Annotated in this window: 15 protein-coding genes; 6 read left to right on the forward strand and 9 right to left on the reverse strand. The window is 65.7% G+C overall.

Annotated features, from left to right (window positions below):
• The first annotated feature begins 109 nt into the window (after positions 1–109).
• Both ACSQ23_RS15845 and ACSQ23_RS15850 read left to right on the forward strand, forming a co-directional pair.
• Positions 110–1828: a type I secretion system permease/ATPase gene (locus tag ACSQ23_RS15845; protein ID WP_436091166.1), complete on the forward strand. Its 1719-nt coding sequence runs from the start codon at positions 110–112 to the stop codon at positions 1826–1828.
• The gene (locus tag ACSQ23_RS15850) at positions 1821–3119 is read left to right on the forward strand and encodes an HlyD family type I secretion periplasmic adaptor subunit (protein ID WP_056000374.1); all 1299 of its coding nucleotides are present in this window, start codon (positions 1821–1823) and stop codon (positions 3117–3119) included. The genes ACSQ23_RS15845 and ACSQ23_RS15850 overlap by 8 nt, the downstream gene beginning before the upstream one ends.
• On the opposite strand, the gene ACSQ23_RS15855 is transcribed toward ACSQ23_RS15850, so the two are convergent.
• Complete coding sequence (locus ACSQ23_RS15855; protein ID WP_056000377.1) at positions 3116–3331, reverse strand: hypothetical protein; 216 nt, start codon at positions 3329–3331, stop codon at positions 3116–3118. The two genes, ACSQ23_RS15850 and ACSQ23_RS15855, sit on opposite strands and share 4 nt — an antisense overlap.
• Positions 3332–3456: 125 nt before the next feature.
• Here ACSQ23_RS15855 and ACSQ23_RS15860 point away from each other — a divergent pair, with 125 nt between their 5' ends.
• Together ACSQ23_RS15860 and ACSQ23_RS15865 are read left to right on the forward strand one after the other, a co-directional pair.
• On the forward strand, positions 3457–4488 hold the full coding sequence (locus ACSQ23_RS15860) for an aldo/keto reductase (RefSeq protein ID WP_056000380.1): 1032 nt from the start codon (positions 3457–3459) through the stop codon (positions 4486–4488).
• On the forward strand, positions 4488–5099 hold the full coding sequence (locus ACSQ23_RS15865) for an HAD-IA family hydrolase (RefSeq protein ID WP_056000383.1): 612 nt from the start codon (positions 4488–4490) through the stop codon (positions 5097–5099). The genes ACSQ23_RS15860 and ACSQ23_RS15865 overlap by 1 nt, the downstream gene beginning before the upstream one ends.
• 261 nt (positions 5100–5360) lie before the next feature.
• Here the strand turns inward: ACSQ23_RS15865 and ACSQ23_RS15870 are convergent, their stop codons facing one another.
• From ACSQ23_RS15870 to flgB, 8 genes are all read right to left on the reverse strand, one after another.
• Positions 5361–6548 carry a class I SAM-dependent methyltransferase gene (locus ACSQ23_RS15870; protein ID WP_436091167.1) on the reverse strand — a complete coding sequence of 396 codons (1188 nt, stop codon included), beginning with the start codon at positions 6546–6548 and terminating at the stop codon, positions 5361–5363.
• 33 nt (positions 6549–6581) lie between these two features.
• Positions 6582–9146: a cell cycle histidine kinase CckA gene (gene cckA, locus ACSQ23_RS15875; RefSeq protein ID WP_055882287.1), complete on the reverse strand. Its 2565-nt coding sequence runs from the start codon at positions 9144–9146 to the stop codon at positions 6582–6584.
• A 360-nt stretch (positions 9147–9506) separates the two neighbouring features.
• The gene (gene flhB, locus ACSQ23_RS15880) at positions 9507–10589 is read right to left on the reverse strand and encodes a flagellar biosynthesis protein FlhB (RefSeq protein ID WP_055882290.1); all 1083 of its coding nucleotides are present in this window, start codon (positions 10587–10589) and stop codon (positions 9507–9509) included.
• A gap of 104 nt (positions 10590–10693) precedes the next feature.
• On the reverse strand, positions 10694–11464 hold the full coding sequence (fliR, locus tag ACSQ23_RS15885; protein ID WP_244488495.1) for a flagellar biosynthetic protein FliR: 771 nt from the start codon (positions 11462–11464) through the stop codon (positions 10694–10696).
• A gap of 2 nt (positions 11465–11466) precedes the next feature.
• Positions 11467–11733 (reverse strand): flagellar biosynthesis protein FliQ, encoded by a 267-nt coding sequence (gene fliQ / locus ACSQ23_RS15890; RefSeq protein WP_055882293.1) that lies wholly within the window; start codon positions 11731–11733, stop codon positions 11467–11469.
• 200 nt (positions 11734–11933) lie between these two features.
• The gene (fliE, locus tag ACSQ23_RS15895; protein ID WP_055882295.1) at positions 11934–12257 is read right to left on the reverse strand and encodes a flagellar hook-basal body complex protein FliE; all 324 of its coding nucleotides are present in this window, start codon (positions 12255–12257) and stop codon (positions 11934–11936) included.
• A 23-nt stretch (positions 12258–12280) separates the two neighbouring features.
• Positions 12281–12694 (reverse strand): flagellar basal body rod protein FlgC, encoded by a 414-nt coding sequence (flgC, locus tag ACSQ23_RS15900; protein WP_055882301.1) that lies wholly within the window; start codon positions 12692–12694, stop codon positions 12281–12283.
• Between the two features lie 2 nt (positions 12695–12696).
• A complete protein-coding gene (flgB, locus tag ACSQ23_RS15905) occupies positions 12697–13095 on the reverse strand; it encodes a flagellar basal body rod protein FlgB (RefSeq protein ID WP_436091168.1) in 399 nt (132 codons plus the stop codon).
• 200 nt (positions 13096–13295) lie between these two features.
• On the opposite strand from flgB, the gene ACSQ23_RS15910 reads away from it, so the two are divergent.
• Together ACSQ23_RS15910 and fliP are read left to right on the forward strand one after the other, a co-directional pair.
• Positions 13296–13901, forward strand: coding sequence for a hypothetical protein (locus ACSQ23_RS15910; RefSeq protein ID WP_436091169.1), 606 nt, complete (start codon positions 13296–13298; stop codon positions 13899–13901).
• A complete protein-coding gene (gene fliP / locus ACSQ23_RS15915) occupies positions 13852–14646 on the forward strand; it encodes a flagellar type III secretion system pore protein FliP (RefSeq protein ID WP_407065074.1) in 795 nt (264 codons plus the stop codon). Before ACSQ23_RS15910 ends, fliP begins: the two co-directional genes overlap by 50 nt.
• The last annotated feature ends 113 nt before the right edge of the window (positions 14647–14759 follow it).

Below are 14759 nucleotides of genomic sequence, written 5' to 3' on the forward strand. Positions count from 1 at the left end.
TCGGCCATGCCATCCAGGCATGGCTACTATCCGACGGCGCCGGTTCATGCATGGCGCGGCCGAAACGAGACTCCGCCGCACTGGCCCAATCGCAGCGACGGGGTGTGAAATGTCGAACGGCGCCAGGCGCGAAAGCGTCGTCCGCGCCCTGATGAGGCGCACCGGCTTCCCGCTGCTGGCGCTTGGCCTCTTAAGCCTTGCCACCAACCTCCTGGTGCTCACCGGCCCGCTATTCATGTTGCAGGTCTACGACCGCGTGCTGGCCAGCCGCTCGGTGCCGACACTGGTGGCGCTGTTCGCGCTGGTCGCTGGCACCTATGCCTTTCTCGCTTTGCTTGACCTCTTGCGCTCGCGCATGGCCTTCCGCTTTGCCGGCGCGCTGGAGGCCTCGGTCGCGCCCGACGTGTTCCGCGCCTCGCTCCGCGCCGGGTTGCTGCCGCTCGGCCTCGTGCGACCCGACGCGGTGCGCGATCTCGATTCCATCCGAAGCTATGTCGGCGGGCCGGGACCGCTGGCGCTGTTCGACCTGCCCTGGCTGCCGGTCTATCTGGGCGTGGTTTTCCTGTTCCACCCGGCGCTCGGCTGGCTGGCAACCGGCGGGGCGCTGGTGGCGACGACCCTGCTGGTGATCAACGAGCGCCTGTCAGGCCGGCCTACCGCCGAAGCCGCCGCTGCCATGGCGCATCGCCAGGCGCTCGGCGAGGATGCCCGCGCCAATGCCGAGCCGGTCTTCGCCATGGGTATGCTCGACGATGTCACCGGCCGCTGGCAGGCGCGCTCCGAGGTGCTGGCCGAGGTGCAGAACCGCGCCTCCGACGTCGGCGCGCTCTACTCGTCGGTAACCAAATCGTTCCGCTTCCTGCTGCAGTCGGCAGTGCTGGCGCTGGGCGCCTATCTGGTGATCCGTGGTGAACTTTCGGCCGGGCTGATGATTGCCGCCTCGATCGTTACCTCGCGGGCCCTGGCGCCGGTCGAGCAGGTGGTGGCGCAGTGGCGCGGACTGACAGCGGCCCGCCAGGCGCTGCGCCGCACCGAGATGCTGCTGGCAATGCAACCGCCGGCGGGCAACCGGCTGAGCTTGCCCGACCCGCAATTCACTCTGGAAGTCCGGCAGTTTGCCACTGGGCCGGACCTGGAAAAGCCGCCGCTGGTGGCCGGTGTCAGCTTCACCCTCGCGGCGGGCGAAGCCATGGGCGTGCTCGGCCTTTCCGGCTCGGGCAAGACCTCGCTGGCGCGCGGCCTCTGCGGCATCTGGCCAGTGCAGCAGGGCGAGGTACGCCTCGATGGCTCGGAGCTCACGCATTTCGATCCGATCCAGCTCGGCCGCCGCATCGGCTACCTGCCGCAAAGCGTCGGGCTGTTCGACGGCACCGTCGCCGAGAACATCGCCCGGTTCCGCCCCGACGCCGACAGCGAAAGCGTGCTGAAGGCAGCCCGGCTGGCCGGCGTGCATGAGCTGATCACCGGGCTTGCCGATGGCTATGACACCCGGATCGGCTCCCGCGGCGCGGCGCTGTCGGCCGGGCAACGACAGCGCATCGGACTGGCACGGGCACTTTATGGCGACCCGTTCCTCCTCGTGCTCGACGAGCCGAACGCCAATCTCGATTTCGCCGGCGACAACGCGCTGACCACGGCGCTGACATCAGCCAAGGCGCGCGGCGCCGTGGTGATCGTCATCGCCCACCGGCCCAGCGCCATCGCCGTGTGCGACAAGCTGATCTACCTGGTGAACGGACGCCAGAGCGCCTTCGGCGCCAAGGAGGAAGTGCTGCGGCAGGTCACAGCCCCTGCCCCACGCATCGAAGGGGTGCGGATCAATGGCTGATCCGCTCGGGAGCCTCAGGCGGCATGCCTTCGCCGGGCTCGGCGCCATGGCGCTATTTATTGGCCTGCTCGGTGGCTGGGCCGGCACCACCGAGATCGCAGGCGCAGTGGTGGCGCAGGGCACTGTCGTGCCGCTCGAAGGCAGCAAGCGTGTGCAGCACCCGGAAGGCGGTGTGGTCAGCGCCATCCTGGTGAAGGACGGCGATGCCGTCGAGGCGGGCCAATTGCTGGTGCACCTCGACAGCACCACGGTTTCAGCCAATCTCGCGGTCATCGTCTCGCAGCTGAGCGCCGCATTCGCCCTCGAGGCGCGCCTCACCGCCGAGAGCATCGGTAACGACAAGCTGACGCTTCCAGCCAGTCTGGATGCCTGGCCGGACCGCGCGACGCTCGACGGGTTGCTCGCCGCGCAGGAGCGGCTGCGCCAGAGCCGTGCCGCGGCGCAGGCCGGTCTCACGACGCAATTGGAAGAGCAGATCGGTCAGCTCGGCGAACAGATCGCCGGGCTCCAGTCCCAGCAGGCGGCGGTGCGCCGGCAGAGCGAAATCCTCGCCGACGAGGTCGTCGATGCCGAGGCGCTGTTCCGCGATGGCCTGATGGAAGCCAGCCGGCTCAACGCTTCCAAGCGCGAACTGGCGCGGCTCGAGGGCGAGGCCGGCAACCTCACAGCCGAGATCGCCTCCGCTCGCACCGCCATCGCCGGCAGCCGGGCCAAGATCGCCGAGAACACCGCCACCTTCCGCGCCGGCGTGCTGGAAGACCTGCGCGATGTCGGGCTGCAGATCGCCGAGCTGCTGCAACAGAAGATCGCCGCCGAGGACCGGCTGGCAAAACTCGAAATCCGCTCGCCACAGGCCGGCATCGTCCACGAGTCGATCGTTCGCACCGTCGGTGGCGTGGTCGCGGCCGGTGAGACGCTGATGCAGGTCGTGCCCCATACCGACCGGCTGGCGCTCGAGGCACGCGTCTCGCCGCTCGATGTCGACAAGCTGACCGTCGGCCAAGCCGCCGCGGTGCGGCTCACCGGGCTCGATGCCCGAACCACGCCCGAACTGGTGGCCGCGGTCGACTCCATCTCGCCCGACCTGTCGCGTGATCCGGCGACGGGCGTCGCCTATTTCTCGATCCGCATGAAACTGAGCGAAACCGAGCTCGCCCGCCTGCCCCACGGCCAGCACGTCACCGCCGGCATGCCGGCCGAAGCCTTTCTGCGTACGGCGGACCGCACGGTGCTGTCGTACCTCTTGGGGCCGCTGGCGGCACAGCTCAGCCATGCCTTCCGCGAGGACTAGTCCTCGTTGCTGGCCACCTGCTGCAGCCGCTTGAGCTGCGGTCCGTCGAGGAGGCCGAGGCGGCTCATGAAGCCGAGCAGCAGCCGGCCGCTGTCGAGCGGCGCCAGCATCAGCACCAGGCTGTCGGAAATCCTTGGGCTTCGCCGGGCTGGTCCAGACTTCCCGTCAGCGAGATCGAGCAACAAGGCGTGGGCAAAGCCGAGCTTGAGCATGGCCATCTCCTGGTCTTTGGTGAGCTTACGCCGCGAACACTTGCGCTACCACCTTTGGCTGGTTTACCCGGTGCAACTGACATGTCAGTGTCCGCCGCCGTCGGGCCAAGGGAGTTTGTACATAGATGAGCGCCACCAGTTTCAAGCAGCGCCAGGTTGGTCGGACCAGCCTCGAATTGACCGAGCTCGGGCTCGGCGGCGCGACGCTCGCCGGCATCTTCTCCGAGGTCCCCGACGAGCAGGCCCGCGCCACCGTCGGCGCTGCCCTCGATGCCGGCATCCGCTACTTCGACACCGCGCCGCAATATGGCTATGGCCGCTCCGAACACCTGATGGGCGATGGCCTGCGCTTCCGCACCGAGGGCGTCGCCATCTCCACCAAGGTCGGCCGCCTGCTGCGGCCGGTACAGTCGGAGGCCGAGCGCGACTATCCGCATAACTGGATCAAGCCGCTGCCGTTCGAGCAGGTCTACGATTACAGCTATTGGGGCGTGATGCGCTCCTACGAGGCCAGCCTCGCCCGCCTCGGGCTGAGCAAAGTCGACATCCTCTACGTCCACGATATCGGCCTCGCCACTCACAGCGCCGAGCAGAACCCGATCTACTGGAAGCAGCTTGCCGAGGATGGCGGCTACAAGGCGCTCAACGAGCTGAAGGCGACCGGCAAGGTTTCGGCCATCGGCCTCGGCGTCAACGAGTGGGAAGTGCTGATGGATGCGTTCGCGCTCGGCGATTGGGACGTGTTCCTGCTCGCCGGCCGCTACACGCTGCTCGAGCAGACCTCGCTCAGCCCGTTCCTCACCACCTGCCTCGAACGCGGCGCCTCGGTGGTCTGCGGCGGCCCGTTCAATGGCGGCGCCCTGATGGGCACCGGCACCTGGAACTACGCCAAGGCGCCCGAGCACATCATCAAGCGCGTCTCCGACCTCGAAGCGCTGTGCAAGGAATTCGGCGTGCCGCTCGGCGCCGCCGCGCTGCAGTTCCCGCTCGCCCACAAGGCGATCTGCAACATTCTCCCCGGCCCCAGGTCGCCGGCCGAACTCAACGGCATCCTCGACTGGTGGAACGTCACGATTCCCGACGCGCTGTGGGATGCCCTCGCCGATCGGAAGCTCGTCGAAGCCGGCACGCCACTGCCGAACGGCCGCACCGCGTGATGCCACACAAGGTGCTGATGATGGACGTCGACGGCGTCCTCGTCAGCGGCCGGCCGACAGACGGCCGCCATCTGTTCGCCGAACTGGAAGCCGATCTCGGCTTGTCGCCTGATCGGCTGCGGGAGACGTTCTTCACGCCGTTCTGGGAAGACATCGTCACCGGTCGCGAAGCGCTGACCGAACGGCTGGCGCCGGTGCTGGCCGAGATCGCGCCAAAAGTTTCGTGCGAGCGGCTGATCGCCTACTGGTTCGAGAACGACTCGCGGGTCGACAAGGCCGTGCTTTCAGCGGTGAAACGTTATCGAGAGCGTGGCGTGCCGGTGTTCCTCGCCACCAACCAGGAGCACATGCGGGCCGACTACCTGATGCAGCAGGTCGGCCTCGGCGCATATGTCGACGGCATCATCTATTCGGCGGCGCTCGGCCACCGGAAGCCACATGCCGAGTTCTTCGAGCGCGCCGCGGCCATTGCCGATGCTGCGCCCCAGGACATCGTGCTGGTCGACGATACGCTGGCCAATGTCGAAGCGGCGCGGCGAAGCGGTTGGAGCGCCGTGCACTGGACTGGCGACAGCACGCTGGACGACGAACTATCACCCTATTTGGGGTGAGCGCGCGCCGTTCGTCCTTACCGTGACGGATCGGTGGCTTACCCCTCACCCGTCTCGGCCTACGGCCGATCCACCCTCTCCCCGACGGGGAGAGGAAAAGTGAGGGTCACCGCACCCTCGTATTCTTCTCCCCGTCGGGGTCGCGGGACGAGGGCGTAGCCCTCGCCCGGAGGTGGCGCGTAGCGCCGGATGAGGGGTGGGCCACAAAAGTTTGGCGCTGCTGGCCGCTCGTGAACCCCGAGCCAGCCTCAAACATGGCTCCTAAAGCCCCACCGCATCCTCGAGATAGTGCCGGCGGATGCCGAAGAACTCTTTGGCCTCCGCCAGCTTCCTCAGCTGCGCGGCATCCTTGCCGCGCCTGGTCTTGGTCGCAACGATCAGTACGTTCTTGGGTGTATGCACGTCCGAGATGAACTCGAACACCTTGGTCGAATAGCCGAAATGCTCGAGGATCATGGCGCGCATCGCGTCGGTGACCATCTCGGCCTGCCGCTCGACGAAGATGCCGTGCTTCATCAGGAAATCCAGCGCATTGCCGCGGTTCGAGGTCTCGATCTCGCGGCGGATCTGCTTGTGGCAGCACGGCGCGACGACGATCAGTTCGGAACCGGCAGCGATCCCCTTGGCGATGGCGTCATCGGTAGCGGTGTCGCAGGCGTGGAGCGCGATCAGCACGTCGGCACCGGCGGAGTCGAAATTCTCGATCGTCCCCTGCTCGAAGCTCAGGTTGCCGATGCCGGTGGCGCGGGCCGTCTCGTTGCAGAAGCTCACGAGATCGTCGCGGAATTCGACACCGACCACCTCGGCGGAACGCCCAAGGTTCTGCTTCAGATAGTCGGCCACGGCGAAGGTCAGATAGCCCTTGCCGGCGCCCATATCGACCACTCGGTTCAGCTTGCCCTCGGGGATCGCCTTCAGCAGTGGCCCGAGGATTTCGACATAGCGATTGATCTGCCGAAACTTGTCGCCGGCCGCCTTCAGCACCTGCCCATCGGCGCCGGTGACGCCGAGCTCGGTGAGCCAGGCTTTGCCGGCCGCCGGGATCGGGCGGGCCTTGGCGCGATCGTGTGACAGAGTGGCCGGCGCCTTGCTGGTCGGCTCGCTCTGCTTCAGCCGCGGCGCCTTGCCCTGGCTGTCGAACTGCAGATCGAACGCCGTGGTGAACAGGAAGGCCTGACGAAAGTCCTTCTCCATCAACCGCCTGAGCTGGCCGATCGCGCCAGCGGGCGGATGGTTCTGCGTGAGGTCGCGGGTCTGGTGGTGGAAGGTGAAGCTGAGCTTCAGCTGCTCGCGGATGGTCGCGGGTTTGACATCGACGCTCTTCAGCGTCTCGTCGGTGCCGAACGGCAGGCGCAGCGCCAGGCGCACGAAGCTGCCATCGGCAACGGCGCTGTCGAGGGCGGCAAGGAACTGGTCGATCTTGGGAAGGCTGGTATCCATGTCCAGCATATAGGCCTGCTGGAGCCGAAAGGCTACTGCCCGCTACTCGGCGCCCTGTTCGACCTTACCCAGCACGTCCTTCACCTTGGTGTTGATCTGGTCGAGCGAATACGGCTTGGGCAGGAACTCGACGCTCTGGTTATCGGCAATGTCCTGCCGGACGTTCTCTTCGGCATAGCCGGAAACGAAGATCACCTTCAGATCCGGCATGTGCTCGCGCACCTTGGTGAGTAGCGTCGGGCCGTCCATTTCCGGCATCACCACGTCCGAGATCATCAGGTCGATCTTGTAGTCGAGCTCCTCCAGCACATCGAGCGCCTCGTCGCCGCTATCGGCCTCGAACACCTCATAGCCGGTGGTGCGCAGCGCCCGCGCCGAAAACGCCCGCACGCTGTCCTCGTCCTCGACGATCAGGATGCGCTCATGGCCGGTGAGGTCCTTGACCTGCACCACTGCCTGTTTGACCGGCACATCGCTTTCGGTCGGCACGTAGCGCGGCAGGAAGATGCGGAACGTGGTGCCCTTGCCGACGATGGAGTCGGTGTAGATGAAGCCCGATGACTGCTTGACGATGCCATAGACCGTCGAGAGCCCGAGGCCGGTGCCCTTGCCGAGTTCCTTGGTGGAGAAGAACGGCTCAAAGATCTTTTCGAGGATTTCCGGCGGCATGCCGGTGCCGGTGTCCTCGACTTCGATCAGCACGTAGTCGGCCGGCGGCATCCCGGTATAGGTGAAGCCGCTGGCCTCGCCCTCGGTGACGTTGCGCGTCCTGAGCGTGATGTCGCCGCCATTGGGCATCGCATCGCGCGCGTTGACCACGAGGTTGACCACCACCTGCTCGAGCTGCACCAGGTCGGCCTTCACCGGCCAGACCGGATTGGAGTGCTCGACACTGAGGGTGATCTGCTCGCCGATCAGCCGCTTCAGCAGCACGGTGAGGTCGTCGAGATGCCCCGGCACCTCGAGCACCTGCGGCCTGAGCGTCTGCCGGCGCGAGAAGGCCAGCAGCTGCCGGGTGAGGCCGGCTGCGCGGTTGGCGCTGTTCTTGATCGACATCAGGTCGGCAAAGCTCGGGTCGCCCGGCTTATGCTTCAACAGCAGCAGGTCGGCGAAGCCGATAATGGCGGTCAGCACGTTGTTGAAGTCATGCGCCACGCCGCCGGCCAGCTGGCCCACGGCCTGCATCTTCTGGCCCTGGGCGAACTGCGCTTCGAGCTTGCGCTGCTCGCTCATGTCGAGCGCATAGACGTTGATCCGCTCCGCCGCGCCCTCGGCTTCCTCGGAGCTCGAGACATAGAGGCGCACCGCGTGGTCGCTGCCACGGGTCAGCGTCGCATCCACCGGCTCGATCTCGGAGCGGCTGGCCAGCGCCGCGTCGATCGCCTTGGCGAAGGCCTCGCGGTTGCCCTCGGCCAGCAGGTCTGCCATCGGCTGCATGTCGATCGACTGCTCGCCACCGGCCCAATCGAAGATCCGGCTGAACGGCGCATTGGTGCGAATGATGCGGCCGGCTTTGTCGAGCGTCGCGATGGCGAACGGCGTGTCGTTGAAAAAACGCGAGAAGCGGACTTCCGACGCGCGCAGCGCCTCTTCCTTGTCGGCGCCCTGCCGGCGGTCGAGCACCAGGGTGCGGGTCTCGCCGAGCTCGCCATCGGCGAGGCGCGCGGCGCGATGCATCAGCCGCACCGGGAAGCTGGTGCCGTTGCGGCGGACGAGGTCGATATCGATGATCTCGGTGCGGATCTCGCCGTCCGAGCGGCCGCGCATCAACAGGCTCGCGCCGTCGCCGCGCACGATGTCGCTGAGCCGGATGGCGGTGGATTCGAACTCGGCGAGATCGTAGCCGAGCCAGTCCGCGAGGGTCGAGTTGAGGTACTGCACCCTGCCCTGCGCGTCGGCGGAGAAGAAACCGGCCGGCGCATGGTCGAGATAGTCGATGGCGCGCTGCAGTTCGAGGAAGGCGTTGTCCTGCCGCTCGCGGTCGCGGGTAATGTCCTCGACGGTCCACAGCACCAGGGGCTTGCCGCCCTCGTCGATGGTGGGCAGGGCCCGCACCCCGACCCGGTACCAGAACGGCTTGGTCGAGCCGCCCACCGAACCGCCGAGCCCGCCGATGATGCGGATATCCTCGATCGCCGGCCGGCCGTCACGCGCCGCGCGCGCCAGCCGATACACTGCCTCGGAGGCCTCGGGCTCACCGGCGAACAGCCGCGGCACCGAAACCGGCACGCCGTCAGTCACCCCGCCGGGAAACTCGCCGTAATGCGCGTTGACATAGCTGATCTTGCCTTCGCGGTCGGTGACCAGCGCGCCGAACGGCAGGCTGTCGACCACGGCGCGGCTGAGCGTCTGGGTATCCTCGCTGGCCGAGAAGCGGAACAGCCCTGCGGCCACCGCGAACAGGCAGAACACCCCGACCACGGCGAGCAGCCCGAGAAACACCAGGATCAGGTCGGCCGGAATGCGGTCGCCCAGCGTCGCCAGCAGCACCGCGCCCGTAATGAAGAAGGCCGCCAGCGCCACCACGCGCCAGAGCCCCGCGCTGCTGCGCCCGCGGTTCAGCAGCGGGTTGGGATAGTTATCCTCGTCGAGCGGCAGAGGTGCCATGCGCTGGTGGTGCCCCGGGGAAAAGTCACGCCGAATCGGCCTTCTCAAGGTCTAGCAAAGCCACAAGTCGGTTGGGTAGCCGCAATGGCGTTATCCCCGTCAGGTCGGGCAGATTTGTGAGGGGGATGGAAGGGATACAGCACCAGCCTATCAGCCATCTCCCCCTCGGCGGGGGAGAAAGCGAAAACTTGGGCTTAGCGCAGCTAAGTCCTTAGTTTTCGCAAGAGAGGGGGACGTGGAGAGGCACGGTGGCTCCGCATCCCCTCTCTCTTGGAATTTCTAAGGCTTAGCCAAGAAGCTAAGCCCAAGAAATCCCATTCTCCCCCGCACGGGGGAGATGGGCATCGAGTTTGCCTCTCCCTACCCAGCCTTCCAGCCGCGGCTCTGCTTCAACCGCATCACGAAGCCGATGACTTCCGCGACCGCCTTGAAGTGCTCGGTCGGGATGGTCTGGTCGATGTCGACGCTGGCATAGAGCGCCCGGGCCAGCGGCGGGTTCTCGACGATCGGCACGTTGTTCGCTTTGGCCAACTCGCGGATACGGAAGGCGATGGCGTCGGCGCCTTTGGCGACGCATTGCGGCGCCGCCATGTCGCGATCGTATTTCAGCGCCACGGCGAAGTGGGTCGGGTTGGTGATCACCACCGTCGCCTCGGGCACTGCCGCCATCATGCGCTTGCGGCTGCGCTCCATGCGCACCTGCCGGATGCGGCCTTTGACCTTGGGGTCGCCTTCCTGCTGCTTGTATTCGTCGCGGGTTTCCTGGACCGTCATCTTCAACCGGTTCCACCAGCGGGTGCGCTGGTAGACGTAGTCGGCGATGGCGACGACGGTGACCACCGCCAGCACCGCCCCGAAAATGTTGAGGCTCAAATCCATGAACTCGGCGGCGATCATCGCCGGCTCGAGCTGGATCATCATTTCCAGGCTGTCGATCTTGGGCGCCAGCACGAACCACAGCACCGCCGAAACCACGGCGAGCTTGATCAGCCCCTTGACGAAGTTGACCAGCGCCTCGGTCGAGAACAGGCGCTTCGCCCCTTCGATCGGGTTGATCTTGGAGAATTTCGGCTTGATCGGATCGAGCGACAGCAGCGGCCGGTGCTGCACCAGGTTGGCGGCAATGCCGAATGCGGCGAGGACGATCGATGGCAGGATCGCCACCATCAGGATCGAGCCCGCGAGGCTGCTCCAGAACGCCGCCAGCGCCTGACTGCCGACCTCGAACTTTTCCGCATTGCCGAGCAGCACCTTGAGCTGTTCGACGAGGCTGGCGCTGGTCGGTCCGGCCATCATGGCAAACACCAGCGCCGAGCCCGACAGGATGAACCAGGTATTGACCTCCTGGCTCTTGACCACGTCGCCCTTCTCATGGGCGTCGCGAAGCTTTTTTTCCGAAGGGTCTTCGGTTTTTGATGACTGTTCCGGGGCCTCGTCGCTCATCTACCGCATGTCTCCCGAAAGTGCGTACCGGTTTCGGGACAAAGACATGCGCAAAAACAAAGAGCTAAGGCGCACGAAGCGACTCCTGGAGATCGCGACGCGCATTAGCGAACGCCGCGCAGCATGGCGAGCACGCCCTCGAAATGCATCAGGTAGAGGCCCATCATCATGGCCAGCAGCAGCGCCATCAGGATCAAGCCAACCCCAACCGTCGCCGGCATGGCGATGAAGAACACCTGCAATTGCGGCATCAGCCGGCTGAGAATGCCCATGCCCAGGTTGAACACCAGCCCGAACACGATGAACGGCGCCGACATCTGCACCCCGATGACGAAGGCGCCGGCGACGGTATCCACCACCGTCTCTGCCGCATCGCCGAACATCAGCGGCTCTTTGGGCGTGAAGATCATGTAGCTGTCATGGATCGCCGACAGCGCTACGTGGTGAAGGTCGGTGGCAAAGATCAGCGTGATGCCGAGAAAGCTGAGGAACGCACCGATCAGCGCGCCCTGCACGCCGCCATTGGTCGGGTCGGCCGCCTGCGCCACCGAGAGGCCGGATGACGAGGCGATAATGGCGCCGGCGGCCTGGGTGCCGGAAACCGCCAGCCGAGCGATGGCGCCGAGGATCAGCCCGACAATCACCTCGTGCAGCACCACCACCACCATCTCGGGCAGGTTGGTCGGCAGCGCCGGCAGCTGCGGCGAAACGATCGGATAGAGCACGGCGGCGAAGACCAGCGCGAAACTCAGCCGCATGCGGGCCGGGATAGCGGTTTCGCCCAGCGCCGGGATCAGCATCAGCATGGCGCCGACGCGGGCAAAGATCAGCACATAGAAATAGGCGGTCTCGGGCAGCCAGTTGAGCGAGATCATCGTCAGCCGCCGGACATGATCATGTCGGCGAGCTTCGTCATATAGCCACCGAGGATGGCGCCCATGAACGGCAGCGACAGCAGCATGGTGACGAAGATCGCGAGGATTTTCGGCACGAACACCAGCGTCATTTCCTGGATCTGGGTCAGCGCCTGGAACAGCGCGATGACCACGCCGACCACCAGCCCGACGATCATCATCGGCGCGGCAACGAGGATCATCACCCAGATGCCCTCACGGGCAAGATCGAGAACCGCGGCGCCGGTCATGCTGTGGCGCTCCCGAAGGCCGCTGGTCCGCCGGCACCCGCCTCCCACTCGGCGTCATCCCCGCGAAAGCGGGGATCCATTCCGCCGCTTGCGCGGGCGGAGACATGGGTCCCAGCTTTCGCTGGGATGACATCTGTGAGTGGGTGGGAATGGTTCATGAGCGGCCCTGCCTGCTGCACGATATCGCGAGTCGCGAACCGTCAGATCGGCATCCGCATGATTTCCTCATAGGCCGAGATCACCCGGTCGCGGACCGTCACCATGGTATCCATGGCGAGCTCGGTCTGGCTGATGGCCGTCACCACGTCGACCATATCGCCGCGGCCGCTGACCATCTCCATCGCCTTGGTGTCGGCGACCTTGCCACTGTCGACCACGCCCTGCACGGCCTGGCCGAGCATTTTGGCAAAATCCTGCCCGCCGCCGAGATCGGCGACCTGGTTGAGCTGCGGCTTCTGCGCCTGCCCCAGGAGCTTGGCGGCATTCGAATAGGCAGCCGTGGCGGCGTTGATTGGAAGAGCCATGATCAGTTCCTGGAAAAGACGCGTCAGCCGCGTAGGATATCGAGGGTGGACCCCAGCATCTGCCGGGTGACGGTGACGACGTTGAGGTTGGCCTCGTAGCTGCGCTGCGCCTCGCGCATGTCCATCGTCTCGATCAGCGAGTTGACGTTGGGGTAGCGCACATAGCCGGTGGCGTCGGCGGCGGGGTGCCCCGGCTCGAAGCGCGAGGTGAAGTCGGACTGGTCGTAGGCGATGCGGCCGATCTCCACCTTGGTGGCGCCGAGCTCGTTGTCCATCACCGCCTTGAAGGTCGGGATCTTGCGCCGATACGGGTCCTCCCCCGGCGTCTTGCCGGCAGAATCCGCGTTGGCGAGGTTTTCGGCGATTACCCGCATGCGAGCCGACTGGGCATGCAGGCCCGTCGCCGCGATTTTGAGGGACGAAAGAAAGTCGTTCATCGCTATGCCTGCTTGCCGAGGGCGGTTTTGATCAGCTTGACCGAGCGCGTGTAGAGCGTCGTGATCGCCTGGTAATCCATCTGGTTGCCGGCAACCTTCATCATCTCGTCCTCGAGCGTCACGCCGTTGCCCTCTGGGGTAATCTCAAAGCTGTTCATCGTGCGGGCGCCGAACCCGTCGGCATCGGTGCCGGAAATCGCGATGTGCCCCGGCTGCGTCGTCACCGTCGCGATCTTTGCCGTCGACAGGGTCTTCATGTGCTCCTCGAAGCCGTAAGCCTTGAGGTCACGACCGCGGTAGCCGGGAGTATCGGCATTGGCGACATTTTCGGCGAGCAAGGTCTGGCGCGTCTGGTGCCAGCGCATCTTCTCGCCGATGGCGTCGAGCAGTCCTAATTTCATGGTGAGCCGGGTCCAGAATCCCCTGAGGAACTGGGCAAATCCTGCCTAGCAAGCGTTAACGAGACATTAACCACGAGCCTCCGCACGCCGAGTTGTCTCGCATTTTGCATAATCTGGGCGCATTACTCGGCAATAAGTTCCACTGATTTGCGTTCGGATGGCCACCCCGAGCGTCGAGGGAGTGCGCGGCGATGCAATTCATGACGAGTTTGCTGGGCGAGTCGGCCGGTACCATCGTCACCTCGGTGCTCGCTTTGGGCATCGTCCTGGTGCTGATCGTCCTCGGCCTGTGGGCGCTGAAACTGCTCACCCGTGGCACCACCGTCGTCGGCCGGGGCCGCAACCGGCGGCTCAGCGTCATCGACCACATGCAGGTCGACGCCAAGCGCCAGTTGCTGATCATCCGGCGCGACAATGTCGAGCACCTGATCCTCACCGGTGGCCCGCAGGACGTCATCGTCGAGACCGGCATTCCGGTGGAGCGCCCGCCGATGCCGACCCGCCGCAGCGTCGAACACGAAGTGCCGCCGCCGGCCACCCCGACGCTCAGCACGTCCGAGATCGACCGGCTGCGCGAGTTCGTTCGCCCGGGCGCACGCAAATCCACCTCGCTCCGCCATACCGGGCTGTTGCGCCCGGTCAGCACCATGGAGCCCGCCATTATCCCGATGCCGGCGATGACTGGGGATAACTCCGGCCGCGGCAAAGCCGACTCAGCTACAACGCCCGCAGGCAAGGACAACGGGCGGACTGCGCTTGGCGCTCAACGCAATCTCGGGGACGAACCCAAAGCGGATAGCCGCTAGTCGCCCCGCACTTCGCCGGGTCCTTACGCTACTCGCCTTTCTCTGTGCGCTGATCCTGCCGGGCCTCGCCTTCGGCCAGGACATCTCGATCGATTTCGGCAACGACGCGACCATCACCGAACGGGCGGTCCAGCTCGTCGGGCTGATCACCCTGCTCTCGCTGGCGCCGTCAATCCTCGTCATGGTGACGAGCTTCACCCGCATCGTCGTGGTGCTCTCGCTGCTGCGCACCGCCATTGGTCTTCAGACCGCGCCGCCCAACTCGGTGATGGTCAGCCTCGCGCTGTTCCTCACCCTCTTCGTCATGGGCCCGACGCTACAGCAGAGCTACGACAACGGCATTGCGCCGCTGGTTGCCGGCCAGATCCAGGTCGAGGAAGCCTTCACCCGGGCCTCGGCGCCAGTGCATGACTTCATGGCGGCCAATGTCCGGCCCGCCGACCTGCAGCTGTTCTTCGACATGTCGTCGACCCCGGCCCCCGCCGATCGCACGGCGATCCCGCTGCAGGTGCTGATCCCGGCCTTCATGATCTCGGAGCTCAGGCGCGCCTTCGAGATCGGGTTCCTCTTGTTCCTGCCCTTCGTCATCATCGACATGGTGGTGGCGTCGGTGCTGATGTCGATGGGCATGATGATGCTGCCACCGGTGGTGATCTCGCTGCCGTTCAAGCTGATCTTCTTCGTCTTGGTCGACGGCTGGCACCTGGTCGCCGGCTCGCTGATCCGGAGTTTTGTGAGTACTTAGGGCAGCTTCAGGCCGCCCGAATACGCCGCCGCCGGCGCGTGCCGCCCCCCACCCTTAATCCCTCCCCGCAAGGGGGAGGGAGACGATGGAACTGCGATGCTGGTGTATGGGTC

This window comes from Devosia sp. LjRoot16 (assembly GCF_964252795.1).
Taxonomy (GTDB): domain Bacteria; phylum Pseudomonadota; class Alphaproteobacteria; order Rhizobiales; family Devosiaceae; genus Devosia_A.

Bases quoted from the DNA above. Each gene is read 5' to 3' on its own strand.
- ACSQ23_RS15845 (WP_436091166.1), top strand. From the start codon at position 110: ATGTCGAACGGCGCCAGGCGCGAAAGCGTCGTCCGCGCCCTGATGAGG.
- flgC (WP_055882301.1), bottom strand. From the start codon at position 12,694: ATGAACGACTTTCTTTCGTCCCTCAAAATCGCGGCGACGGGCCTGCAT.
- ACSQ23_RS15865 (WP_056000383.1), top strand. From the start codon at position 4,488: ATGCCACACAAGGTGCTGATGATGGACGTCGACGGCGTCCTCGTCAGC.
- fliE (WP_055882295.1), bottom strand. From the start codon at position 12,257: ATGGCTCTTCCAATCAACGCCGCCACGGCTGCCTATTCGAATGCCGCC.
- ACSQ23_RS15870 (WP_436091167.1), bottom strand. From the start codon at position 6,548: ATGCTGGACATGGATACCAGCCTTCCCAAGATCGACCAGTTCCTTGCC.
- ACSQ23_RS15860 (WP_056000380.1), top strand. From the start codon at position 3,457: ATGAGCGCCACCAGTTTCAAGCAGCGCCAGGTTGGTCGGACCAGCCTC.
- fliQ (WP_055882293.1), bottom strand. From the start codon at position 11,733: ATGACCGGCGCCGCGGTTCTCGATCTTGCCCGTGAGGGCATCTGGGTG.
- fliR (WP_244488495.1), bottom strand. From the start codon at position 11,464: ATGATCTCGCTCAACTGGCTGCCCGAGACCGCCTATTTCTATGTGCTG.
- flhB (WP_055882290.1), bottom strand. From the start codon at position 10,589: ATGAGCGACGAGGCCCCGGAACAGTCATCAAAAACCGAAGACCCTTCG.
- ACSQ23_RS15855 (WP_056000377.1), bottom strand. From the start codon at position 3,331: ATGCTCAAGCTCGGCTTTGCCCACGCCTTGTTGCTCGATCTCGCTGAC.
- flgB (WP_436091168.1), bottom strand. From the start codon at position 13,095: ATGAAATTAGGACTGCTCGACGCCATCGGCGAGAAGATGCGCTGGCAC.
- cckA (WP_055882287.1), bottom strand. From the start codon at position 9,146: ATGGCACCTCTGCCGCTCGACGAGGATAACTATCCCAACCCGCTGCTG.
- ACSQ23_RS15850 (WP_056000374.1), top strand. From the start codon at position 1,821: ATGGCTGATCCGCTCGGGAGCCTCAGGCGGCATGCCTTCGCCGGGCTC.
- ACSQ23_RS15910 (WP_436091169.1), top strand. From the start codon at position 13,296: ATGACGAGTTTGCTGGGCGAGTCGGCCGGTACCATCGTCACCTCGGTG.